The sequence below is a fragment of the Streptomyces sp. NPDC059567 genome (assembly GCF_042735655.1).
GTDB lineage: Bacteria > Actinomycetota > Actinomycetes > Streptomycetales > Streptomycetaceae > Streptomyces.
The window spans coordinates 5,757-28,847 of record NZ_JBHWBS010000053.1 but is presented as its reverse complement, the minus strand read 5'-3'; the positions used below and the strand labels follow the sequence as shown (position 1 = coordinate 28,847).

The window sequence follows — 23,091 nt, the reverse complement described above, 5'->3', positions numbered from 1 at the left end:
CCTGAAGTGGCGGAACAGGGGGCCGGGGCCGCACCGTGGGTGGTGCGGCCCCTCGTCCGAAGACCCCACGCTTGCATGATCATGCGGAATCCTGCATACTCTTCCTATGTCCAAGGTCCTCACCTCCCTTCCCGCCGGCGAGCGCGTCGGCATCGCCTTCTCGGGCGGTCTCGACACGTCCGTCGCGGTCGCGTGGATGCGCGACAAGGGTGCCGTCCCGTGCACCTACACCGCCGACATCGGCCAGTACGACGAGCCCGACATCGCCTCGGTGCCCGGCCGTGCGAAGACCTACGGCGCCGAGATCGCGCGCCTGGTCGACTGCCGCGCGGCGCTGGTCGAGGAGGGCCTGGCCGCGCTCACCTGCGGGGCGTTCCACATCCGCTCGGGCGGGCGCGCCTACTTCAACACCACCCCGCTCGGCCGCGCCGTCACCGGCACGCTGCTGGTCCGGGCGATGCTCGAGGACGACGTCCAGATCTGGGGCGACGGCTCGACCTTCAAGGGCAACGACATCGAGCGGTTCTACCGTTACGGCCTGCTCGCCAACCCCCACCTGCGGATCTACAAGCCGTGGCTGGACGCGGACTTCGTGACCGAGCTCGGCGGCCGCAAGGAAATGTCGGAGTGGCTCGTCGCCCACGACCTTCCCTACCGCGACAGCACGGAGAAGGCGTACTCCACCGACGCCAACATCTGGGGCGCCACCCACGAGGCCAAGACCCTGGAGCACCTGGACACCGGTGTGGAGACCGTGGAGCCCATCATGGGCGTGCGGTTCTGGGACCCGTCGGTCGAGATCGCCACCGAGGACGTGACGATCGGCTTCGACCAGGGCCGCCCCGTGACGATCAACGGCCAGAAGTTCGACTCCCCCGTCGACCTGGCCATGGAGGCGAACGCCATCGGCGGCCGCCACGGCATGGGCATGTCCGACCAGATCGAGAACCGGATCATCGAGGCCAAGAGCCGCGGCATCTACGAGGCGCCCGGCATGGCCCTGCTGCACGCCGCGTACGAGCGCCTGGTCAACGCGATCCACAACGAGGACACCCTCGCCCAGTACCACACCGAGGGGCGCCGGCTCGGGCGGCTGATGTACGAGGGCCGCTGGCTGGACCCGCAGGCGCTGATGATCCGGGAGTCGCTGCAGCGCTGGGTCGGCGCGGCCGTCACCGGCGAGGTGACGCTGCGACTGCGGCGCGGCGAGGACTACTCGATCCTCAACACCACGGGCCCCGCGTTCAGTTACCACCCGGACAAGCTGTCCATGGAGCGCACCGACGACTCCGCGTTCGGTCCGACGGACCGGATCGGCCAGCTCACCATGCGCAACCTCGACATCGCCGACTCGCGCGCCAAGCTGGAGCAGTACGCCGGGCTCGGCCTGATCGGCACCGGCCACCCCGCCATCGGCGCCGCGCAGGCGGCCGCGGCCGGGCTGATCGGCACCATGACGGAGCTGCCGGAGGGCGGCGCCGAGGCCATCGCCTCCCGTGGCGAGGTCGCCGAGGACGACGAGATGCTGGACCGCGCCGCGATGGAGTTCGGCACGGACTGACGTGCTCAAGGGAAGGGCCGGCTCGACGCCAACGGCGTCGGGCCGGCCTTCTGCCTGCCCGGCCGGCCGACTCCCCTTCCTCATGTCATGGCATGGTCACGACTGCGAACTGTCCGTAGCATTCGCGTCACACATGCCACATGGTTCTCGGAGTCGGGGGATGTCCATGGACGAGCGGCGCGACGCCGTGCTGACGGATGAGCTGCATGCGTGGGCCGGCGAGCGGGGCAGCGTGTACCGCTCGGCGCGGGACATGGTCGTCGTCCACGGCGGCGTGACCGAGCACCACCACGAGCACTACCACTCCGGTGGCGAGTCCAGGTCCAGGACCTCCTCGCCCTCCGAGGGCGAGGAGTGCCCCTACCCCGGCCTGCGCGCGTTCGACACGGACGAGGCCGAGTGGTTCTTCGGCCGGGAGGCCCTCGTCAGCAAGGTCATGAACAGCCTTGAGTTCTGCGTGAGCGACCACAGCCCGCTGGCCGTCGTCGCGCCCTCCGGAGCGGGCAAGTCGTCGCTGCTCCGTGCCGGGGTGCTGCCGGCGCTCGCCCAGGGGCGGTTACCGGGCTCCCGGCACTGGCCGCAACTGCTGCTGACCCCCACGGCCGCGCCGCTGACGGCGCTCGCGTCGGCTCTCGGTCGGCTCACGGACGCCGAACCGGCGCGGGTCACCGAGGAGATGGAGGCCGGCCGGCTCACCTCCTTCGTACGCGAACGGCTGGAGCTCTGGCCCGACCGCCGGCTCGTGCTCGTCGTCGACCAGCTGGAGGAGCTCTTCACCCTCTGCCAGGACGAGTCCGTCCGCCGCCGCTTCATCGACGTGCTGGCCGAGCTGACGGATGCGGCGCCGGCCTACGGCGAAGCACCCGTCGCCTTGGCCGTCTACGGACTGCGCGCGGACTTCTACGGCTCCTGCAGCGCCTTCCCGTATCTGCGCGACGCCCTGGTGGAGCGTCAGGTCATCGTCGGGCCGATGAGCGACGACGAGGTCCGCCGGGCGGTGACCATGCCCGCCGAGCGCGCCCGTCTCACGCTCGCGCCCGGTCTCGTCGACGTCGTCCTGCGCGACCTGCGCGGCACCGCGCCCCGCGACGAGGGCGCCTACGAGACCGGACGGCTCCCTCTCCTCGCGCATGCGCTGCGGGCCACCTGGCTGGAGCGCAGGGGCGACACCCTGACCGTGGACAGCTACCGCGACACCGGCGGCATCGACGGCGCGGTGGCGGCCACCGCCGAGGAGGAGTTCGGGAAGCTGACCCCGTCCGCGCGGCGGGCCGCACGGCAGATGTTCCTCGGCCTCGTCAGGATCGGCGAGAACGGCGAGGTGACCCGCCGCCGACGGACCCGCGCCGACCTGCTCCTCGCCGCCGCCGACCCGAGGGAGGTGCCCGATCTCGCGGAGCGCTTCACCCGCGCCCGGCTGCTCACCCAGGGCGTCGACGGACGACAGGGCACGGTCGTCGTCGAGGTCACGCACGAGGCCCTGCTCTGGGCGTGGCCACGGCTGCACCGCGGCTGGATCGGGGCGGGCAAGAGCGGCATGCCGGTACGGCAGGAGGTGGAGGAGGCGGCCGTGGCCTGGGAGCGCGGCGGCCGCGAGGACGCGACGGCGCTGCACGGGGGAGCCAAGCTCGAACTCGCCCGCTCCTGGGCCTCGGAGGCGAGCCCCGAGGACCTCACGCCCCTGGTCACGGACTTCCTCGCCGCCTCAGCGCGGCAGGAGCGCCGGGGCCGGCGGATCCGGCGCGGTGCGGTGGCCGCCGTCTCCCTGCTCGCGATTCTGGCCATGGTGGCGGCGACGGTCGCGATCCAGCAGAGCCGTGAGGCGGTCGAGCAGCGCGACAACGCCATCTTCGACCGGGTCAGCGCCGAGGCGGACCGCCTGCGGGAGACCGACGGCGCGATGGCCGCGCAGCTCGACCTCGTCGCCCATCGGATGCGTCCGACGGACCGGCTGCACACGCGGCTGATGACGGCGGCGAATTCGGTGCTGCCCTCGACCCTGCCGGGCCATTTCGGCACGGCCCCACCGGTCGCGTTCGGCCCGGAAGGACGGCTGGCCACCGGCGGGAGCTCCCTGCGGTTCTGGGACACCAAGAAGGCGGCCCGCCCGGCGCCCCTGGCCGACGAACCCAAGGCGGAGAAGGAGATCAGCGCGTCCACGATCGCGTACAACGCGAAGGGCGACCTGCTCGCCCGTGGCGGCGTGGACGGCAAGGTACGGCTCCTGGACGTCTCCGACCCCAAGCGTCCTGTCGTGCTGAACGCACCGTGGTCGTCTGCCCAACGGGGCCTCGTGGCGAGCCTGCAGTTCAGCCCCGACAGCCGGACCCTGGCCGTCGTCGTCACGGACATCATCGGCAGCGAGACCAGTGGGACCGTGTACCTGATCGACGTCAGCGATCCGCGGCGGCCACGCACGGCGAGCAGGGTGGTGTCCGCCGAATGGCAGATGATCACGTCCGTGGCCTACAGCCGTGACGGCCGCACCCTCGCCGTCACCGGGGGCACGGGACGCCCCGGCAGCGACCGAAGGCTGCTCGTGCGGCTGTGGAACGTGTCGGATCCGGCCCGGCCCAAGGCGCTCGGCGGCGACCTGGGCGAACACTCGGGCATCGTCAACAAGGTTGCGTTCAGCCCCGTCGCCGCGGTGCTGGCCACCGCCGGGGGTGACGGAAGGGTGCGGATCTGGGACGTGGCCGACCCCCGTCGGCCGAAGGTGACCAACACCTTGCTCCCCGGGACGACGGTCTCCTCTCTCGCCTTCAGCCCGGGCGGCCACCTGCTCGCCGCCGGGGACAACTCCGGGAACATCAGCATCTGGAACATGGGAGACCCCGCACAAGCCAGGTGGCTCGTCCCGCCCCTGCGGGGGCACAGCAATCTCGTCAGCAATCTCGCCTTCGCCCCGACCGGGCTCACGCTCGTCAGCGGCGGCGGGGACGGCAAGGTTCATCTGTGGCAGCTGCCCACGGGCCTGTCCGTCCTGGGCGGCGGCAAGGCGGCCGAAGCGCTGGCGCTGACCGACGACGGGCGGCTGCTCGCGGTGGCTTCGGGTGCCTACGTCGCCCTGTACGACCTCTCCGACCCGACCCGCCTGGACTACGTCAGTGGACTGACGGGGTCCTACGGCTCGGTGTCCTCTCTGGCCTTCATGCCCCGCAAACGCGGCTCGTCGGGCACGTCGGAGAAGAACGTGCTGGCCACCGGCGGCTGGCGCGGCGACGTCCGGCTGTGGGACGTGTCCGCCCCCACTCGGCCGGTGGCGATCGGCAACTCGCTGCCAGGGCAGACGAAGCCGGTCTCCGCGCTGGCCTTCGGCGCCGACGGGACCACTCTGGTCGCGGCGTCGATGGACCTCGACGGCGGTTACTACGGTGGCCTCCGCGCCTGGAACGTGGCCGATCCGACGCGCCCCGCCCCGCTCGGCGGCGAGCTGGACGCCGAGAAGCTGGCGACCAGGGCCCTGGCCGTCGGAGGCGGGTCGGGCCACGTCTACTCGGCGGAGGCATACGGCGGCGTCCGGGCCTGGCGAATGGGCGAGGGAACCGCTCCGGTCAGCGAGGGCCGCCCGGTCGACTCCAAGGGGGTCATCTCCCTCGGCGCCCATCCACATGCCCCGCTGGTCGCGACGGGCGGTGGGGACAGCAGGATCAGGCTGTGGGACGTGTCCCGGCCGTCCTCCCCCAAAGCCTTCGGCGAGCCCCCGCTCAGCGGAGGCTCGGTGTGGAGCGTCGGCTTCGCCCCGGACGGCGCCATGCTCGCGAGCGGCAACTCCATCGGCCAGATCCGGTTCTGGAACACGTCGGATCCCGCTCGCATCGCCGCGTACGGTCTCCCCGTCACCGGGCACAACGGCACGGTCAACGCGCTGCGGTACACCCCGCGTGGCGATGTGCTGGTGACCGCCGGCCAGGACGGCACCGTACGTCTCTGGCAGACCGATCCCGCCCGCGCCCGAGCGCTCCTCTGCGCGTCGACGCGCTCGGCGATGACCCCGGACAGGTGGAAGGAGTTCGTGTCGCCGGCCCTGCCCTACGACCCGCCCTGCGGCAAGTGACCGGCGGCGTTCGGGGGTCGTCCGGGCTCACCCCAGTTCGACAGGGGCCCTCACGAGGGAGCCGTACTCCGTCCAGGAGCCGTCGTAGTTCTTGACGTCCGGGTAGCCGAGGAGTTCGTGGAGGGCGAACCAGGTGTGCGAGGAGCGTTCGCCGATGCGGCAGTAGGCGATGACCTCCCGCTCGGGGACGATGCCCTTGCCCGTGAACAACTCCCTGAGCTCATCGGCGGACTTGAACGTTCCGTCCTCGTTGGCCGCCTGCGACCACGGGACGTTGGCCGCGCCGGGGATGTGGCCGGGGACCTGGGCCTGTTCCTGGGGCAGGTGCGGCGGCGCCAGCCGCTCGCCGCGGTACTCCTCGGGGGACCGTACGTCGACCATGCGGGCCGCGGACCCGACTCTGCCGAGGACCTCGCTCCGCATCGCGCGGAACTGGGGGTTCTCCTGGCCGGTCACGGTGTAGTCGGTGCGCCGGTGTTCCGTGACCATCCGGGTCATGCCCCGGCTCTCCAGTTCCCACTTCTTCCGTCCGCCGTCGAGCAGCTTCGCCTTGTTGAAGCCGCGCAGCCGGAGGATCCAATAGGCGTACGCCGCGAACCAGTTTTTGTTCCCCCCGTACAGGATCACGGTGGTGTCGTCGGCGACACCCGCCGCGGCGAGGAGGTCGCCGAGCGCGTCCCGGTCCAGGTAGTCGCGGCCCACCGCGGCATGCAGGTCGGTGGTCCAGTTCCAGCCCACGGCCCCCGGAATGTGGGCGTGTTCGAAGGCGGTGGTGTCCTCGTCCACGTCGATGACGCGAACGGTCGGATCGTCGAGGTGGGCGGCCAGCCACTCGGTGTCCACCAGGGTCTCCGGATGCGCGTAGCCATTCGTGCCCATCGTCTTCTCCGTTCTCCTGTACGCCTCGTGCGCTTCGTGCGCCTCACCGGTGCGCCGTAGGGTCCCGTACACCTCCTCGCACCATCGCCGGGGCGGAACCCGGGGCGTCTGTCGCCTCAGACGACGACCACGTCGACCGCCGCCACCGGGTTGCAGCCGTAGCCCTGGGCGTTCCACGGCGCCCGTGGCGGCTGGGTGTCGCCGTGCGCGTCGGTCGCCCGGGCCAGCAGCCGGTACCGGCCCGGCCTCCGGGGCGTCCACCGGTACGACCAGCCCGTCCAGGCGTACGGCCCGGTCGGCTCCTCCAGGTCGGCGTCGTGCCAGTCCGCGTCGCCGGCGGGCTCCTCTCCCGGGCGGTCCTCGTCCTCGTGCTCCGCCCGGACCTCGACCCGTCCCACGGCCAGTCCCGCGCCCGACCAGGCCCGGCCGCGTACGACGGTCTGCGTGCCCCGCCGGAGGTCGTCGTCCGGTTCGGGCGCGCTGATGAACGACTTGACCCGGATGGCCGCGACGGGCCCGTCCGGGATGCCCCGCGACGCGACGTACAGGTACTCCTCGGCCTGGAAGACGCCCGTGAAGGGTTCCGTGACGGCCCTCGCCTCGACCAGCCACTTCACGTCGGCGACCGCGTACCGGCCGGGGACGACGAGGCGGACCGGGGCTCCGTGCTCGGGCGGGAGCGGCTCGCCGTTCATATGCGTGGCGAGGAGGGTGTCCGGGTGGAGGGCCTCGGCGAGCGGGAGGCTGCGTTCGAACGCCGCCCGTCGGCCGTGCACGGTGCCGGCGTCGGCCCCGGCGAAGACGAACTCGACCGTCTCCGGCGCGATGCCGGCGCGCTCGGCGACGAGGTGGAACGGAACGCCCGCGAACCGGGCGCAGCCGACCGCCCGTTGGTCCCAGGGCAGTCCCGGCGGGCGCGGGCTCATCAGCGCGCGGCCGTTGCCGGCGCACTCCAGGACGACGTCGAACTCCCGGCGTCCGAGGCGTCCCAGGGCGAGCAGTTCCTCGTAGCCGAGGGTGGCCGGTACGGTCACCGCCCCGCCGATCCGCAGCCCCCAGTCGGAGAGCGCCGTCCGCGGCACCCCGAAGTGGTCCCGTACGAACAGCGCGTCCGCGGGGGTGACGCGCTCGGTCAGCGCGGCTCTCGGCGTCTGGGCGTTGTACGGGTCGGTGGTCACCGTCTCGGGCGCCCAGACGGTCGCACCGGGCCCACGAGGAATGGCCGATGCGGTCATGACGGCACCTCCGTCAGGCACGGTCCCGTTCCAGCGTACGTCCGGCCGGGCCACCCCACGAGGCCGAGGGGCGCGAGCGGGACCACGGCGAGCGGCGCCCCGCCCGCGCGCCGCGCCCACGTCCGATTCGTACAAGACCCGCGCTCCCCCGTCTGCCTACGGTGCCCCCATGAACACACCACGTCTCGACGTCATCGGCCTCGTCGTCTCCGACATGGCCGCCTCACTCGCCTTCTATCGCCGGCTCGGCCTGGAGATTCCCGTCGAGTCCGACACCGCGCCCCATGTGGAAGCCGACCTGCCCGGCGGGATGCGGATCGCGTGGGACACGGAGGAGGTCATCGCCTCCTTCGATCCCGGCTGGTCCCGTCCCCAGGGCGGCGACCGGATCGGGCTCGCGTTCCGCTGCGACTCGCCGCAGGACGTGGACGCCACCTACGAGTCGCTGGTCTCTGCCGGCTACCGCGGGCACCTCAAGCCGTGGGACGCCGTGTGGGGGCAGCGCTACGCCGTCGTGCTCGACCCGGACGGCTGCGGGGTCTCCCTCTTCGCCCAGTCCGAGGCGTAGGCGGACGGCGTCGTGCCGGCCAGTGCCCGGGTCTCGCGCGCCAGGTGGGCCTGGTCGACGCAGCCGGCCCGGAGCGCCGCCTCGGCGTACGGCAGCCCCGCCCTGACCAGGGCGAGCGCGCGCTGGAGGCGGAGGATCCGCGCCAGGGTCTTGGGCCCGTAGCCGAACGCGTCCAGTGACCGCCGGTGCAGCTGCCGGGCCCCGAGCCCGACGGCCTCGGCGGTCTCGGCGACCGGCCGGCCCGCCTGGAGCCGCCGTACGACGGCACGGAGCAGCAGATCGGGGGCCGGGGCCTCGGTGGCCCGGTGCAGCGCGAGGGCATCCAGGGCCGCGGCGGGGTCGGGCGCGTCGGCGACCCGCTCGGCGAGCCGCCGTGCCCTCGCCCCGCCCCACAGCGCCCCGAGCTCGACGCGCCGGTCGCGCAGTTCGCTCGCCGGTACGCCGAGCAGCGCGGGCGCGTCACCGGGTGCGAAGCGGATCCCGGCGTAGCGGCCCGCCCCGCTCTCGGGGAGGTACGCGAAGGTGTCGGGTCCCGCGACGAACAGCCGGCCGTCGCACCAGATCACATCCATGCAGCCGTCGGGCAGCACGGGCACCGCCGGCGCCCCCACCCTGGTCGTGAGGGTCCAGAGGACGGCGCCGTCCAGGCGCGCGGGACGTTCCTCGTACACGCTGCCGAGGGTAGTCCGCCGGACAGGACCCGGGCAGGTCGGGAGGTCGCGCCCGGTCGGCGTACCAGGGCGGGCGCCCCGGCGGGCCGGGGCCCAACCTGGAGTCATGCACCTGCCCAGAGTGGTCGTGGAACCACCGGACAGGCGTGGCCTGCGACCGGTCCGCCTGGGTGATCGGGTGGTCGGCGCGGCCTGGTCGAAACCCGATCTCAGGGAGATCCTCGTCCGCGAGGGCTTCCCGGCGGACATGGACCTCGACGACCGCGCGCTGATCTGCTGGCGCGAAGTCGGCAGCGACACCTGGCCCGACCGGAGGCGCGACAGACTGGTGACCGCCGCGGTCATGGCGGCGGGCCTGGTCATGTCGGGGGCCGTCCTCATCATCGTGGGCAGCGAGGATGCCTTCGGGGCGCTGACCTTCGCGTCACGGGTGACCGGCTTCCTCTTCTTCCTCGCGGGTCTTCTCCAGCTGGCGGCCGCCCTCGCGGTGCGGGACTACTGGGGCAAGCGGAACCTGCGGTACTCCGGGCTGCTGGTGCTGGTGGGCGTCTTCATCGCGCTTCAGGTCCACACCATGCTTCTGACCCTCTGGTTCGAGGAGATGGAGTTCACGCCCTGGGTCTTCACGTACATGCCGCTGTCGCTCTGGGCGATCTGGGCGACCTGGATCGTCATCCGGGAAAAGGCCTGGCAGGGCATCCCGCACCCCAGGAAGGTCGCCGCGGGCGTCCTCGCGACCGCGCTGCTCGCCGCCGCGAACTTCGCCTACTCGGCGGCGTACCAGCCGTACGCGGCGCACGTCCAGGTGACGCTCAGCGCCAAATTCGGCAAGCCGGAGCTGGACCCGAGGGAGCCGGTGATCCATGTCCCGGTGACCTTCTCCCTGCAGAACACCGGCAAGGTGCCCGTCAACGTCATCAGCAGCGTGTTCTGGGTGAAGGGCAGAACGTCGGACTTCACCGGCGGCGCGAAGGAGCTGGCCGGGGCCAAGGAGGACGTCGAGGAGGAAGCGGACAGCGAGCTCTACGCCGGGTTGCCGAAGCGTCGTGTGCTCGCGACGGGGCTGATCGTCGATCCCGGGGACTGGTTCGACCCGGGGACGGGGCAGGTCGAGAGCGTCGTCGTGCAGGTACCCAAGGGAGCCGACTACGAGAGTCTGGAGGCCGACGGGGACATCACCGTGCTGAGGAAGGACCGGGGACGGGTCGACGAGGCGTTCGTGTATCCCCTGTACTCCTGGTGGGAGGGGGAGACGAACATGGTCGAGTGTCCGGAGGAATGCGGGGACTACGTCTTCTACATGGGCGAGCTGACCCACAACAACAACATCATCAACGTGACGCGGAGACAGCGCTATGTCGTCGCGATCCGGCTCCTGGGCGAGGATTCGGACATGTACGCGGCCGTCTCGCCGCTCAATGGCCATGGAAAGGTGTCCGGTGTGAACCTCGACCCCGAGGACAAGTACGGAGTCGAGACGATCCTGACCGGAACCGTCGTCATCCCCTTCGCCACGGTCCTCAAGACCGCCGCCTGAGACCCCGGCCTTCGCTGCCCTAGTCCTTCTCCCAGCCCGAGTGCAGGCGCGACTTGACGTCGTCCGGCGGCAGGAAGCGTGACCATCGCTCGGGGAACTCCGACGGCATGTCCGGGTCGTCCTCGTCCACGTCGTCGGCCTCCGCGCGCAGCCGGGCGACGAGGTCGGCGGCCTGGGCGGCGCGGGCGCGGTCGCTGGCCTCGCGGGCGGCGGCGGTGGCGACGGAGGGCCAGACGCGGTCGATCGCCGCGTTCACCGCCGCGCCGACGAGCACGGCGAAGGCCGAGATGCCGATCCAGAGCAGCACGGCGATGGGCGCGGCCAGCGAGCCGTAGATCGTGGGCCCCTCGACCTGGCTCGTCAGGTAGATCCGCAGCAGGAAGCTGCCGAGCACCCACATCCCGAGGGCCACCAGCGCGCCGGGGATGTCCTCGATCCATGGGGAGCGGACCGGGACGGACACGTGGTACAGCGTCGTCAGGAAGGCGATGGAGAGCAGGATGACGACCGGCCAGTAGAGGACGGCGACGACTTCCGTGCCCCACGGGATCAGCTCCACCACCCGGTCCGGGCCCACGACGGCGAGCGGCAGGACGACCGCGCCGATGAGCAGCGCCACGAGGTAGAGCAGGAAGGCGAGCAGCCGCGTCTTGACGATGCCGCGGTGCCCGTCGAGCCCGTACATCACGGTGATGGTGTCGATGAAGACGTTCACGGCACGCGAGCCGGACCAGAGGGCGATGGCGAAGCCGAGCGAGATGAGTTCGGGGCGTTTGCCCTGGGTGACGTCGTCCAGGAGGGGTTTGGCGATGTCCCGTACGCCGCGGTCGGAGAGGACCGTTCCGGCGGCGCGGAGGATGTTCTCCTGGATGCTCGCGACGGTGTCGGTGTTGGTCCAGTCGTCGGCGTAGCCGAGGAGGGCGATCAGACCGAGCAGCAGCGGGGGAAGGGACAGGAGGGTGAAGAACGCCGCTTCGGCGGCGAGGCCGAGGATGCGGTACTCGATGCACGAGTTGACGGTGTCCTTCAGGAGCAGCCAGACCATCTTCCGCTTGGAGACGTTGCGGTAGAGGACTCGCGCCCGGTGGAGTCTGCTCCCGGGCCGCCGCTCGGGTGTTTCGTTTGCTGCCTGCACCTCCTTACCGTATCGGCATGGCAGCCACCACCCACACAGTGACCAACCAGGCTCCGCCCCTGGTGGGATACGACGCGTACACGTCCGACCGGGCTCTGACGGAGGCCGTCGAGCGTCATCTGGCGCCGGAGGTCTTCGCGGAAGCGCGCGAGGAGCTCGTGGCCCAGGGGCGGTCCGTCGGGTCGGCGCAGGCGCAGAAGTGGGGGTCCCTCGCGAACGGGAACCCGCCGCTGCTGCGGACGCACGACCGGTACGGGAACCGGATCGACGAGGTGGAGTTCCATCCTGCCTGGCACCGGCTCCTGGGGCGCTCGGTGGGTGCGGGTCTGACCGATGCCTGGGGCCGTCCGGGTGGTCATGTGCGGCGGGCGGCCGGGTTCATGCTCGCGACGCAGACCGAGGCGGGGCACGGCTGCCCGCTGTCGATGACCCATGCCGCGGTGCCCGCGCTGCGGACGGACCCCGCGCTCGCCGCAGTCTGGGAGCCGCTGCTGACCTCGCATGCGTACGAGGAGGGGCTGCGGCCGCCCGGCGAGAAGGCGGGGGCGCTCCTCGGGATGGGGATGACGGAGAAGCAGGGCGGCAGCGACGTACGGGCGAACACGACGCAGGCGCGGCCGCTGTCCGGGGCCGGCGAGTACGTGCTGACCGGGCACAAGTGGTTCTGCTCGGCGCCGATGTCGGACGGCTTCCTGGTCCTCGCCCAGGCCCCGGAAGGGCTGAGCTGCTTTCTCGTGCCGCGGGTCCTGGAGGACGGTACGCGCAACGCGTTCGCGATCCAGCGGCTGAAGGACAAGCTGGGGAACCGGTCGAACGCCTCCGCCGAGGTGGAGTTCGACGGGACGACCTGGGCGCGCCGGGTCGGGGACGAGGGGCGCGGGGTCCGCACGATCATCGGGATGGTGGCGGCGACCCGGCTCGACTGCGTGCTGGGTTCGGCGGCGCTGATGCGGCAGGCGCTGACGCAGGCCGTGCACCACTGCGCGTACCGCGATGCGTTCGGCGGTCCGCTCGTCGACAAGCCGCTGATGCGCAACGTGCTGGCCGATCTGGCGCTGGAGTCGGAGGCGGCGACGGTGCTCGGGATGCGGCTGGCGGCGGCGTACGACGCCGACACGGAGGCAGAGCGCGCTTTCCTGCGGATCGCCGTGCCGGCGGCGAAGTACTGGGTGACGAAGCGGTGTACGCCGATGGTGGCGGAGGCCCTGGAGTGCCTGGGCGGCAACGGCTACGTGGAGGAGTCGGGGATGCCGCGGCTGCTGCGCGAGTCACCGCTCAACTCGATCTGGGAGGGCTCCGGCAATGTGCAGGCGCTGGATGTGCTGCGGGCGTTGCAGAGGGAGCCGATGGCGCTGAACGCGTTCCTGACGGAGGTGGGCAGGGCGCGGGGCGCGGACCACCGGCTCGACGGGGCGATCAAGGGGATGCTGACCGAACTGGCCGATCTGGACGGGATCGAGGGGCGGGCCCGGCGGCTCGTGGAGCGGATGGCGCTGGTGCTGCAGGGTTCGCTGCTGGTGCGGTGGGCGCCGGCGGAGGTGGCGGACGCGTTCTGCGCCTCGCGGCTGGGCGGCGACCGGGGCTCGGCGTTCGGGACGCTGCCGACCACGCTGGATCTGCGGGCGGTGGTGGAGAGAGCGCGCGTGGAAGCCTGAGCCCTCGGGCGCACGCCCCCGGCGCATGCGAGTAAAGCTGAGCCGCGCGCGCCAGGGGTGGACCCGGAAGGGGTCGGCACGCGCGGAAAAGCCGAGGGTGGTGCTGCGCCGACACGGCACCACCCTCCGCTCGCACCACCCTCGTGCACGAGAGCGGTTGCGGCCAGAGTTGCAAAGGGTTGCAGGATTACGCGAAACGCGCTCTGCCGGACGGCACGGGGCGGCACGATGGGCACCACGACCCGGGAATGCAGCAGAACCGATACAGCACTGCGGGTGGCTGGGAGAGGCCGATGAAGAACACTCAGCTGAACAACACTCGGCTCGACATGAAGCGACTGTCCACCATGGACGCCGCCCAGGCGACCCGACTGCTGCACCGGGTCCGGGAGGAGACGCTGGCCGGACGCGTCCCTCCGATCGCGCCCCGCCCGGTCATCGACGCCTCCTGGCAGCGGATGTTCCGGCTCGGTCTCGACCCGGACCAGAGCACGAGCAGTGTGCTGCTCCAGCGCGACGAGCTGGAGGAGCGGCGGCGGTCGACGGTGCTCGGCGAGGTGATGCGCACCCTGAGCGCCGGGCTCGCGGGGATCGCGGACGCCTCCATGCAGATCATGGTGGTCACCGACGAGCAGGGCCGGGTGCTCTGGCGGGAGGGCAACTCCTCGGTGCTGCGGCAGGCCAACGGGATCTGTCTGGAGGAGGGCGCGGCCTGGACCGAGCACACCACCGGCACGAACGCGGTGGGGACGGCGCTGGCGATGCGCCGGGCCGTCCAGGTCCACTCGGCCGAGCACTATGTCCAGACGCTCCACAACTGGACCTGCGCCGCGGCGCCGGTCCACGATCCGCGCGACCAGCGACTCCTGGGGATCGTGGACGTGAGCGGTCCGGCGTCCAGCTTCCACCCGGCGACGCTGGCGCTGGTCGGCTCGGTGGCGCAGCTCGCCGAGGCGGAGATGCGCGACCGCCATCTGCGGTCGATCGAGCGGCTGCGCTCGGTGGCCGCGCCGATCCTGTGCCGGGTGGGCGGCCGGGCGGTGGCGGTGGACACGCACGGCTGGACGGCGGCGGTGACCGGGATGGCGCCGGTGGACCGCTTCGCGCTGCCGAAGTCGTTCCGCGCGGGGCGCACCTGGTTGCCGTCGCTGGGGATGTGCGCGGTGGAGCCCCTGCCGGGCGGCTGGCTGCTGCGGGTCGAGGAGGAGACCCGGGTGGCGGCCACGGAGGCGCGGGCGGCGAGCCGGGTGGTGCTCGATCTGAGCCGGCCGCGCCGCTGGACGGTGGCGGTGTCGGGGGCGGCGGGCAGTTGGACGCAGGAGCTGAGCCCGCGCCACGCCGAGCTGCTGTACGTCCTGGCCCGGCACCGCGACGGACGGACGGCGGCGGAGCTGGCGGAGGACGTGTTCGGCGACCGGACGAGGACGGTGACGGTACGGGCGGAGATGTCGCGGGTCCGCCGCAATCTGGCGAGCGTGCTGGCGCACCGCCCGTACCGCTTCAGCGAGGAGGTGGAGGTCGAGATCGTCGCCCCCGCCCACCCGGCCGACCTCCTGCCCCACTCGACGGCCCCCGCGGTCCGGACCTCCCGCACGCGGCCGACGCCGGGGTGAGGGGTCCCGCGGGAGGACCCCTGTGGGGAATCTGGCGCTCCGCATGATGCGATGGACGTATGAGCATCACTCTCACCACCTGGTCCCTCGAGCAGACCGCGCCGTCCGACCTCCGTCCCTCCCCCGTCCCCGAGGGCGACGAGGTCACGATCAAGCGGGCCGAGGTGCCCTCGCCCGAATACAGCCGCTTCCTCTATACGGCGGTCGGGGGCGACATCCAATGGAACGATCGGCTGGCGCTGACGTACAAGCAGTGGCTGGAGATCGTCGAGAAGCCCGGGGCCGAGATCTGGGTCGCGTACGACCGGGGCACGCCGGCCGGATACGTCGAGCTCGACCCGCAGGACGACGGCGTCGTCGAGATCGTCTACTTCGGGCTGATCCCGGCCTTCCGCGGGCGCCGGATCGGCGGCCATCTGCTCTCGTACGGTGTCCAGCGCGCCTGGGACCTGGCGGACCGCTGGCCGGACCGCGAGGAGACGCGCCGGGTGTGGCTCCACACCTGCTCGCTGGACGGACCGCACGCGATGGACAACTATCTGCGGCGGGGCTTCCGGCTCTTCGACACCAAGGTGGAGGAGGTCGAGGAGTCCGAGACGCCCGGCCCCTGGCCCGGCGCACACGCCTGACCCCTTCCTCACCACCCCGAAAGTGACCCACGGCACATCGTCTTGCGATGCGGGACGGTCGTGTCCACATTCCGGACGAAGCTGGACTGGGTCCAAAGTCCCGTGACACGCTTCCGTCATGTCTGGAACTGGAATTGCCTTGGTGAGTCGGCGGCACGTCGACCTCGGCCGCATGTCCAGCGCCATGTGTCCGGTGCGCTGAGAGAACCAGCTCCGCCGCGATCCCCCTTTCTGACCCACCCACTGCGCACCGTCGCGCCATCCCCTGACCGCAGCACGAGTGTGCAGGTCAGAGCCGCCCTCCCGCAGTCCCGAAGGACAAAACGCCATGGCCGCCACCCCGGAAAACCCCGCACCCGCAACGCCCCGCCGCAAGGTGAGCCGTCACCGTGGCGAGGGTCAGTGGGCCGTGGGGCACTTCACCCCGCTGAACGGCAATGAGCAGTTCAAGAAGGACGACGACGGTCTCAATGTGCGGACACGTATTGAGACGATCTACTCCAAGCGTGGATTCGACTCCATAGACCCCAACGACCTGCGCGGCCGGATGCGGTGGTGGGGCCTCTACACCCAGCGCAAGGAAGGTCTCGACGGCACCAAGACGGGTGTCCTGGAGCCGGAGGAGCTGGACGCGGAGTACTTCATGCTCCGGGTCCGTATCGACGGCGGCCGGCTGACGACCGAGCAGCTTCGGGTCGTCGGCGAGATCTCGCAGGAGTTCGCGCGGGGCACCGCCGACATCACCGACCGGCAGAACGTCCAGTACCACTGGATCCGCATCGAGGACGTCCCGGAGATCTGGAACCGCCTGGAGGCGGTCGGTCTGTCGACGACCGAGGCCTGCGGTGACACCCCGCGTGTCATCCTCGGCTCCCCGGTCGCCGGGATCGCCGAGGACGAGATCATCGACGGCACCCCCGCCATCGACGAGATCTACCGCCGGATCGTGGGCAACAAGGACTTCTCCAACCTGCCCCGTAAGTTCAAGTCCGCCGTCTCGGGCTCGCCGCTGCTCGACGTGGCGCACGAGATCAACGACATCGCCTTCGTCGGCGTGAACCACCCGGAGCACGGCCCCGGCTTCGACGTCTGGGTCGGCGGCGGCCTCTCCACCAACCCCAAGCTGGGCGTCCGCCTGGGCACCTGGGTCTCGCTCGACGAGGTCCCGGACGTCTACGAGGGCGTCATCTCGATCTTCCGCGACTACGGCTACCGCCGGCTGCGCACCCGCGCCCGGCTGAAGTTCCTCGTCGCCGACTGGGGCCCGGAGAAGTTCCGCCGGGTCCTGGAGGACGAGTACCTGAAGCGCAAGCTGACGGACGGGCCCGCCCCGGAGCAGCCCGCCGGCCAGTGGCGCGACCACGTCGGCGTCCACAAGCAGCAGGACGGCCGCTACTACGTCGGCTTCGCGCCGCGCGTCGGCCGGGTCGACGGCACCACCCTCACCAAGATCGCGGAGATCGCCGAGGCGCACGGTTCGGGCCGGGTCCGTACCACCGCCGAGCAGAAGATGATCGTCCTGGACATCGAGGAGGGGCAGGTCGAGTCGATCGTCTCCGCCCTCGAGTCCATGGACCTGCGGGTCAACCCCTCGCCGTTCCGGCGCGGCACGATGGCCTGCACCGGTATCGAGTTCTGCAAGCTGGCGATCGTCGAGACCAAGGCGCGCGGCGCCTCGCTCATCGACGAACTCGAGCGCCGCATCCCCGAGTTCGACGAGCCGATCACCATCAACATCAACGGCTGCCCCAACGCCTGCGCCCGTATCCAGGTGGCGGACATCGGTCTCAAGGGCCAGCTGGTCCTGGACGACGAGGGCAACCGCGTCGAGGGTTACCAGGTCCACCTGGGCGGCGCCCTCGGCCTGGAGGCCGGCTTCGGCCGCAAGGTCCGTGGTCTGAAGGTCACCTCGGCCGAGCTGCCGGACTACGTCGAGCGGGTCCTCACGCGCTTTCAGGAGCAGCGCGAGGACGGCGAGCGCTTCGCCACCTGGGCGGCGCGCGCGCCCGAGGAGGCACTGTCGTGAGCTCCCCGATCGAGACGAGGGATGCCGCATGAGCGAGCGTGCCGCGCCCTTCTACTGCCCGTACTGCGGCGACGAGGACCTGTTCCCGCACGAACAGGGACACGGCGCCTGGGAATGCCGGGCGTGCAGTCGAGCCTTCCAGTTGAAGTTCCTGGGCCTCCTCGCCCCGGGCACTTCGAGCAACTCCTCTGGAGGGGAACCGATATGACGACGACTCAGGCGACCGACCTGAAGGCGGTCGCCGAGCAGGCCGGCCGCGACCTGGAGGACGCCTCCGCACTGGAGATCCTCCGCTGGGCGGCCGACACCTTCGGCAAGAGCTTCTGCGTCACCTCCTCCATGGAGGACGCCGTGGTCGCCCACCTCGCCTCGCGCGCCGTGCCCGGAGTGGACGTCGTCTTCCTCGACACCGGCTACCACTTCCCCGAGACCATCGGCACCCGCGACGCGGTCGACGCGGTGATGGACGTCAACGTCATCACCCTGACCCCGCGCCAGTCGGTGGAGGAGCAGGACGCCGAGTACGGCCCGCAGCTGCACGACCGCGACCCGGACCTGTGCTGCGCACTGCGCAAGGTCAAGCCGCTCGAAGACGGCCTGACCGCGTACCGCGCATGGGCGACGGGGCTGCGCCGGGACGAGTCCCCGACCCGGGCCGACACCCCGGTCGTCGGCTGGGACGAGAAGCGGCAGAAGGTCAAGATCTCCCCCATCGCCCGCTGGACGCAGGACGACGTCGACGCGTACGTCGCCGAGCACGGCGTCCTCACCAACCCGCTCCTCATGGACGGTTACGCCTCCGTCGGCTGCGCGCCCTGCACCCGCCGCGTCGCCGAGGGCGAGGACGCCAGGGCAGGCCGCTGGGCCGGCCGGACCAAGACCGAATGCGGGCTGCACGGCTGATGACCACCACAGAGACTTCCCAGGAGAACCACGTGACCGGTGCCACCATCTGGCTCACGGGCCTGCCGAGCGCCGGCAAGACCACGATCGCGTACGAACTCGCCGCCACCCTGCGCGGCGAGGGCCACCGCGTCGAGGTGCTCGACGGCGACGAGATCCGCGAGTTCCTCTCCGCGGGCCTCGGCTTCGGCCGCGAGGACCGGCACACCAACGTGCAGCGGATCGGCTTCGTCTCCGAGCTGCTGGCCTCGAACGGCGTGAAGGTCCTGGTCCCGGTCATCGCTCCGTACGAGGACAGCCGCGAGGCCGTCCGCAAGCGTCACCAGTCCGAGGGCACCCCCTATGTCGAGGTGCACGTCGCCACTCCGGTGGACGTGTGCTCCGTACGCGATGTGAAGGGGCTGTACGCCAAGCAGGCCGCGGGCGAGCTCAGCGGCCTGACCGGGGTCGACGACCCGTACGACGAGCCGCGGAACCCCGATCTGCGGATCGAGTCCCAGAACCAGACCGTGCAGGAGTCCGCGGCGCAGCTGTACGCGCTGCTCACCGAGAGGGGCTTGCTGTGAGCGACGCGCGCGCGGCCGCCCGGCCGAAGACGAATGCACAAGCCGCGCCTCTGCGCCGCGCGGGCGGAGAAGCTCACGAAAGGGGTGCAGAGTGACCACCGTTGCCCATGTTCATGAGGAGACCGACAGCCCGTTCGCGCTGTCGCACCTGGACTCGCTCGAGTCCGAGGCCGTCCACATCTTCCGTGAGGTGGCGGGCGAGTTCGAGCGGCCGGTGATCCTCTTCTCCGGCGGCAAGGACTCCATCGTCATGCTGCACCTGGCGCTCAAGGCGTTCGCGCCGGCGCCGGTGCCGTTCACGCTGCTGCACGTCGACACGGGGCACAACTTCCCCGAGGTCATCGAGTACCGCGACCGCGTGGTGGCCCGGCACGGGCTGCGGCTGCACGTCGCCTCCGTGCAGGAGTACATCGACGCCGGGAAGCTGCGCGAGCGTCCCGACGGGACGCGCAACCCGCTCCAGACGGTGCCGCTGACCGAGGCGATCCAGCAGCACCGTTTCGACGCCGTCTTCGGCGGCGGCCGTCGCGACGAGGAGAAGGCCCGCGCCAAGGAGCGGGTGTTCTCGCTGCGCGACGAGTTCTCGCAGTGGGACCCGCGCCGCCAGCGCCCGGAGCTGTGGCAGCTCTACAACGGCCGCCACGCCCCCGGCGAGCACGTCCGCGTCTTCCCGCTGTCCAACTGGACCGAGCTCGACGTGTGGCAGTACATCCAGCGGGAGAAGATCGAGCTCCCCGAGATCTACTTCGCCCACGAGCGCGAGGTGTTCGCCCGCAACGGCATGTGGCTGACGGCCGGCGAGTGGGGCGGCCCCAAGGACACCGAGACGGTGGAGACGCGGCTCATCCGCTACCGCACCGTCGGTGACATGTCCTGCACGGGCGCCGTCGACTCCGACGCGACCACGCTCGACGCCGTGATCGCCGAGATCGCCGCCTCCCGCCTCACCGAGCGGGGCGCGACCCGCGCCGACGACAAGATGTCCGAGGCCGCGATGGAAGACCGCAAGCGCGAAGGGTACTTCTAGCCATGACTAGCACCACCGAGCAGTTCGCCGACGTGGCGGCCACCACCCTGCTGCGCTTCGCCACCGCCGGCTCCGTCGACGACGGCAAGTCCACCCTGGTGGGACGCCTCCTGCACGACTCCAAGTCGGTCCTCACCGACCAGCTGGAGGCCGTCGAGGCCGCGTCCCTCAAGCGCGGCCAGGAAGCACCCGACCTGGCGCTCCTCACCGACGGACTGCGCGCCGAGCGCGAGCAGGGCATCACCATCGACGTGGCCTACCGCTACTTCGCGACCCCGCGCCGCCGGTTCATCCTCGCCGACACCCCCGGGCACGTGCAGTACACCCGGAACATGGTCACCGGCGCCTCGACCGCGGAGCTGGCCGTGGTCCTGGTCGACGCCCGTAACGGTGTGGTCGAGCAGACCCGCCGCCACGCGGCCGTCGCCGCCCTGCTGCGCGTGCCGCACGTGGTCCTGGCCGTGAACAAGATGGACCTCGTCGACTACGCGGAGCCCGTCTTCGCCGCGATCGCCGAGGAGTTCACGCGGTACGCGTCCGAGCTCGGCGTCCCGGAGATCACCGCGATCCCGATCTCGGCGCTGGCCGGCGACAACGTGGTGGAGCCGTCCGCCAACATGGACTGGTACGGCGGTCCGACCGTCCTGGAGCACCTGGAGACCGTGCCGGTCAGCCATGACCTGACGGCCTGCCACGCGCGCTTCCCGGTGCAGTACGTGATCCGTCCGCAGACCGCCGAGCACCCGGACTACCGGGGCTACGCCGGGCAGATCGCGGCCGGAGCCTTCCGCGTCGGCGAGCAGATCACCGTCCTGCCCTCGGGCAAGACGTCCACGATCACCGCGATCGACGCGCTGGGCGAGTCGGTCGACATCGCCTGGGCCCCGCAGTCGGTGACGATCCGGCTGGCCGACGACATCGACATCTCGCGCGGCGACCTCCTCGCGCCGGCCGGTGACGCCCCCGCCACCAGCCAGGACGTCGAGGCGACGGTCTGCCACGTGGCCGACCAGCCGCTGACCGTCGGCCAGCGGGTGCTGCTGAAGCACACCACCCGCACGGTCAAGGCGATCGTCAAGGAGATCCCGTCCCGGCTGACCCTGGACGACCTCTCCCAGCACCCCGAGCCGGGGCAGCTGGTCGCCAACGACATCGGCCGGGTCAGGATCCGTACCGCCGAGCCGCTCGCGCTCGACGCGTACGCCGACTCCCGCCGTACCGGCTCGTTCCTGCTGATCGACCCCGCGGACGGCACCACGCTCGCGGCCGGCATGGCGGGCGAGGCCTTCGCCGGCGCCAAGGCGGCGGCCGTCGCGGAGACCACCGAGGACGAAGGGTGGGCCTTCTGATGAGCATCGACGTCTACAGCACCTTCGCCAAGGAGGGCGGCCGGGTGGGTTCCGGCGCGCTCGGCGCGGGCCGCGGAGGTGTCGCGCGATGTGCGTGCTGACGCCGATGCGCCGCGTACGCGGCGCGATCCCGCTCCACCCGCTCCACTCCGAACGACATAGACGAAGAAGACTTCGAAGACCCTGAGGGGAACACCTCCGTGCCTGCCTCCCGTACCACCCTGCGCCGCTCACTCGCCGCCGCCGCGGCTCTGCCGCTGCTGATCGGCGCGCTCGCCTCCTGCGGCTACGGCTCACAGGCCAAGAACGACGAGAAGAAGGTGGCCGCCGAGGGCGAGAAGCTCTCGGCCGACACGGTACGACTCGGGTACTTCCCGAACCTGACGCATGCCACCGCCCTGGTGGGCGACCAGGAGGGCATCATCCAGAAGGAGCTGGGCGGCACGCAGCTGAAGGTCTCGACCTTCAACGCCGGCCCCTCCGAGATCGAGGCGCTCAACGCCGACTCGATCGACATCGGCTTCATCGGCCCCTCCCCCGCGATCAACGGCTACACCAAGTCCAAGGGCAAGAACCTGCGCATCGTCTCCGGCTCCGCGTCGGGTGGTGTGAAGCTGGTCGTGAACCCGGACAAGATCAAGACCCTCGACGACCTCAAGGGCAAGAAGATCGCCACCCCGCAGCTCGGCAACACGCAGGACGTGGCCTTCCTCAACTGGATCTCGGAGAAGGGCTGGAAGGTCGACGCCCAGAGCGGCAAGGGCGACGTCTCCGTGCTCCGTACGGACAACAAGGTGACCCCGGACGCCTACAAGTCCGGCTCGATCGACGGTGCCTGGGTGCCGGAGCCGACCGCGTCCAAGCTGGTCAGCGAGGGCGGCAAGGTGCTGCTCGACGAGTCCACGCTGTGGCCCGACAAGAAGTTCGTGATCACGAACATCATCGTGTCGCAGAAGTTCCTCAGCGAGCACCCGGACGTCGTCGAGGCGGTCCTGCGCGGCACGGTGAAGACCAACGAGTGGATCAACGCCAACCAGGCGAAGGCCAAGGAGTCGGCCAACGCCAAGCTCAAGGAGCTCACCGGCAAGCCGCTCGGCGCGAAGGTCCTCGACGGTGCCTGGCCGTCGATCCAGTTCATCAACGACCCGCTGGCCGCCACCCTGCAGGCCCAGGCGGACCACGCGGTGAAGGCCGGTCTGCTCAAGCAGCCCGATCTGGCCGGCATCTACGACCTGAAGCCGCTCAACAAGGTCCTGAAGACCGCCGGGCAGCCCGAGGTCGCCGACGCCGGCCTCGGCGTCAAGTAACCAGTCCGCAGCTCATACCCAGGAGGTGACGACCATGGCCACGACCGCGACGCTCGCCAAGGCCGAGGACCGTACGGCGGTGACGCACGCCGCCCGTCTCGAGCACGTCTCGAAGTCCTTCGGCGGACCCAACGGCGGACAGCTCGTGCTCGACGACATCTCGCTCGATGTCGCCCCGGGCGAGTTCGTCACCCTCCTGGGTGCCTCCGGCTGCGGAAAGTCCACCCTGCTCAACCTGGTCGCCGGGCTCGACCGGCCGTCCGCGGTCCGATCGCGTGGTCGAGCGACCACGTCTGCCACGACATCGCGAAGAGGCCCACCAGTGAGATCAGCGCCATCAACGCGTTCTGCCCCTGCTCGCCCCAGTCGTGGA

The 23,091-nt window shown here is 71.1% G+C and carries 20 protein-coding genes; 16 read left to right on the top strand and 4 right to left on the bottom strand.

Features of this window, described 5'->3' with window-relative positions; translation table 11 throughout:
* Window positions 1-106 precede the first annotated feature (106 nt).
* Together argG and ACFVZW_RS22860 are read left to right on the top strand one after the other, a co-directional pair.
* Window positions 107-1,561, top strand: a complete 1,455-nt coding sequence (gene argG, locus ACFVZW_RS22865) for an argininosuccinate synthase (RefSeq protein ID WP_384524092.1) — start codon at window positions 107-109, stop codon at window positions 1,559-1,561.
* 160 nt (window positions 1,562-1,721) lie between these two features.
* Complete coding sequence (locus ACFVZW_RS22860) at window positions 1,722-5,618, top strand: hypothetical protein (RefSeq protein WP_384524089.1); 3,897 nt, start codon at window positions 1,722-1,724, stop codon at window positions 5,616-5,618.
* A 27-nt stretch (window positions 5,619-5,645) separates the two neighbouring features.
* On the opposite strand, the gene ACFVZW_RS22855 is transcribed toward ACFVZW_RS22860, so the two are convergent.
* Window positions 5,646-6,497: a sulfurtransferase gene (locus ACFVZW_RS22855; protein ID WP_384524086.1), complete on the bottom strand. Its 852-nt coding sequence runs from the start codon at window positions 6,495-6,497 to the stop codon at window positions 5,646-5,648.
* Window positions 6,498-6,613: 116 nt separating this feature from the next.
* On the bottom strand, window positions 6,614-7,732 hold the full coding sequence (locus ACFVZW_RS22850; RefSeq protein ID WP_384524083.1) for a molybdopterin-dependent oxidoreductase: 1,119 nt from the start codon (window positions 7,730-7,732) through the stop codon (window positions 6,614-6,616).
* Between the two features lie 169 nt (window positions 7,733-7,901).
* Here ACFVZW_RS22850 and ACFVZW_RS22845 point away from each other — a divergent pair, with 169 nt between their 5' ends.
* Entirely contained in the window at window positions 7,902-8,300 is a 399-nt protein-coding gene (locus ACFVZW_RS22845) for a VOC family protein (protein ID WP_384524080.1), read from the top strand.
* Here ACFVZW_RS22845 and ACFVZW_RS22840 read toward each other — a convergent pair.
* Window positions 8,237-8,971: a helix-turn-helix domain-containing protein gene (locus ACFVZW_RS22840; RefSeq protein ID WP_384524077.1), complete on the bottom strand. Its 735-nt coding sequence runs from the start codon at window positions 8,969-8,971 to the stop codon at window positions 8,237-8,239. The two genes, ACFVZW_RS22845 and ACFVZW_RS22840, sit on opposite strands and share 64 nt — an antisense overlap.
* A 106-nt stretch (window positions 8,972-9,077) precedes the next feature.
* Here ACFVZW_RS22840 and ACFVZW_RS22835 point away from each other — a divergent pair, with 106 nt between their 5' ends.
* Window positions 9,078-10,508: a hypothetical protein gene (locus tag ACFVZW_RS22835; RefSeq protein ID WP_384524074.1), complete on the top strand. Its 1,431-nt coding sequence runs from the start codon at window positions 9,078-9,080 to the stop codon at window positions 10,506-10,508.
* Window positions 10,509-10,527: 19 nt separating this feature from the next.
* Here the strand turns inward: ACFVZW_RS22835 and ACFVZW_RS22830 are convergent, their stop codons facing one another.
* A complete protein-coding gene (locus ACFVZW_RS22830; RefSeq protein WP_384524071.1) occupies window positions 10,528-11,643 on the bottom strand; it encodes a YihY/virulence factor BrkB family protein in 1,116 nt (371 codons plus the stop codon).
* 17 nt (window positions 11,644-11,660) lie between these two features.
* Here ACFVZW_RS22830 and ACFVZW_RS22825 point away from each other — a divergent pair, with 17 nt between their 5' ends.
* The 12 genes from ACFVZW_RS22825 to ACFVZW_RS22770 all read left to right on the top strand — a co-directional run.
* Window positions 11,661-13,298 (top strand): acyl-CoA dehydrogenase family protein, encoded by a 1,638-nt coding sequence (locus ACFVZW_RS22825; protein ID WP_384524068.1) that lies wholly within the window; start codon window positions 11,661-11,663, stop codon window positions 13,296-13,298.
* Window positions 13,299-13,591: 293 nt separating this feature from the next.
* Window positions 13,592-14,911, top strand: coding sequence for a GAF domain-containing protein (locus tag ACFVZW_RS22820; RefSeq protein ID WP_384524065.1), 1,320 nt, complete (start codon window positions 13,592-13,594; stop codon window positions 14,909-14,911).
* Window positions 14,912-14,970: 59 nt separating this feature from the next.
* Window positions 14,971-15,540, top strand: coding sequence for a GNAT family N-acetyltransferase (locus ACFVZW_RS22815; protein WP_384524062.1), 570 nt, complete (start codon window positions 14,971-14,973; stop codon window positions 15,538-15,540).
* Between the two features lie 118 nt (window positions 15,541-15,658).
* The gene (locus ACFVZW_RS22810; RefSeq protein ID WP_329125294.1) at window positions 15,659-15,742 is read left to right on the top strand and encodes a putative leader peptide; all 84 of its coding nucleotides are present in this window, start codon (window positions 15,659-15,661) and stop codon (window positions 15,740-15,742) included.
* A 126-nt stretch (window positions 15,743-15,868) separates the two neighbouring features.
* Window positions 15,869-17,566 carry a nitrite/sulfite reductase gene (locus ACFVZW_RS22805; protein WP_384524059.1) on the top strand — a complete coding sequence of 566 codons (1,698 nt, stop codon included), beginning with the start codon at window positions 15,869-15,871 and terminating at the stop codon, window positions 17,564-17,566.
* 28 nt (window positions 17,567-17,594) lie between these two features.
* The gene (locus ACFVZW_RS22800; protein WP_384524056.1) at window positions 17,595-17,774 is read left to right on the top strand and encodes a hypothetical protein; all 180 of its coding nucleotides are present in this window, start codon (window positions 17,595-17,597) and stop codon (window positions 17,772-17,774) included.
* Window positions 17,771-18,469 carry a phosphoadenylyl-sulfate reductase gene (locus ACFVZW_RS22795; protein ID WP_384524053.1) on the top strand — a complete coding sequence of 233 codons (699 nt, stop codon included), beginning with the start codon at window positions 17,771-17,773 and terminating at the stop codon, window positions 18,467-18,469. Before ACFVZW_RS22800 ends, ACFVZW_RS22795 begins: the two co-directional genes overlap by 4 nt.
* Window positions 18,451-19,035 carry an adenylyl-sulfate kinase gene (gene cysC / locus ACFVZW_RS22790; RefSeq protein ID WP_384524050.1) on the top strand — a complete coding sequence of 195 codons (585 nt, stop codon included), beginning with the start codon at window positions 18,451-18,453 and terminating at the stop codon, window positions 19,033-19,035. Before ACFVZW_RS22795 ends, cysC begins: the two co-directional genes overlap by 19 nt.
* Before the next feature lie 91 nt (window positions 19,036-19,126).
* Entirely contained in the window at window positions 19,127-20,062 is a 936-nt protein-coding gene (gene cysD / locus ACFVZW_RS22785) for a sulfate adenylyltransferase subunit CysD (protein WP_384524047.1), read from the top strand.
* A gap of 2 nt (window positions 20,063-20,064) precedes the next feature.
* Window positions 20,065-21,411, top strand: coding sequence for a sulfate adenylyltransferase subunit 1 (locus ACFVZW_RS22780; RefSeq protein ID WP_384524044.1), 1,347 nt, complete (start codon window positions 20,065-20,067; stop codon window positions 21,409-21,411).
* A gap of 200 nt (window positions 21,412-21,611) precedes the next feature.
* A complete protein-coding gene (locus ACFVZW_RS22775; protein WP_384524041.1) occupies window positions 21,612-22,718 on the top strand; it encodes an aliphatic sulfonate ABC transporter substrate-binding protein in 1,107 nt (368 codons plus the stop codon).
* A 34-nt stretch (window positions 22,719-22,752) separates the two neighbouring features.
* The coding region (locus ACFVZW_RS22770) for an ATP-binding cassette domain-containing protein (protein WP_384524038.1) at window positions 22,753-23,091 on the top strand (339 nt) is incomplete at its 3' end.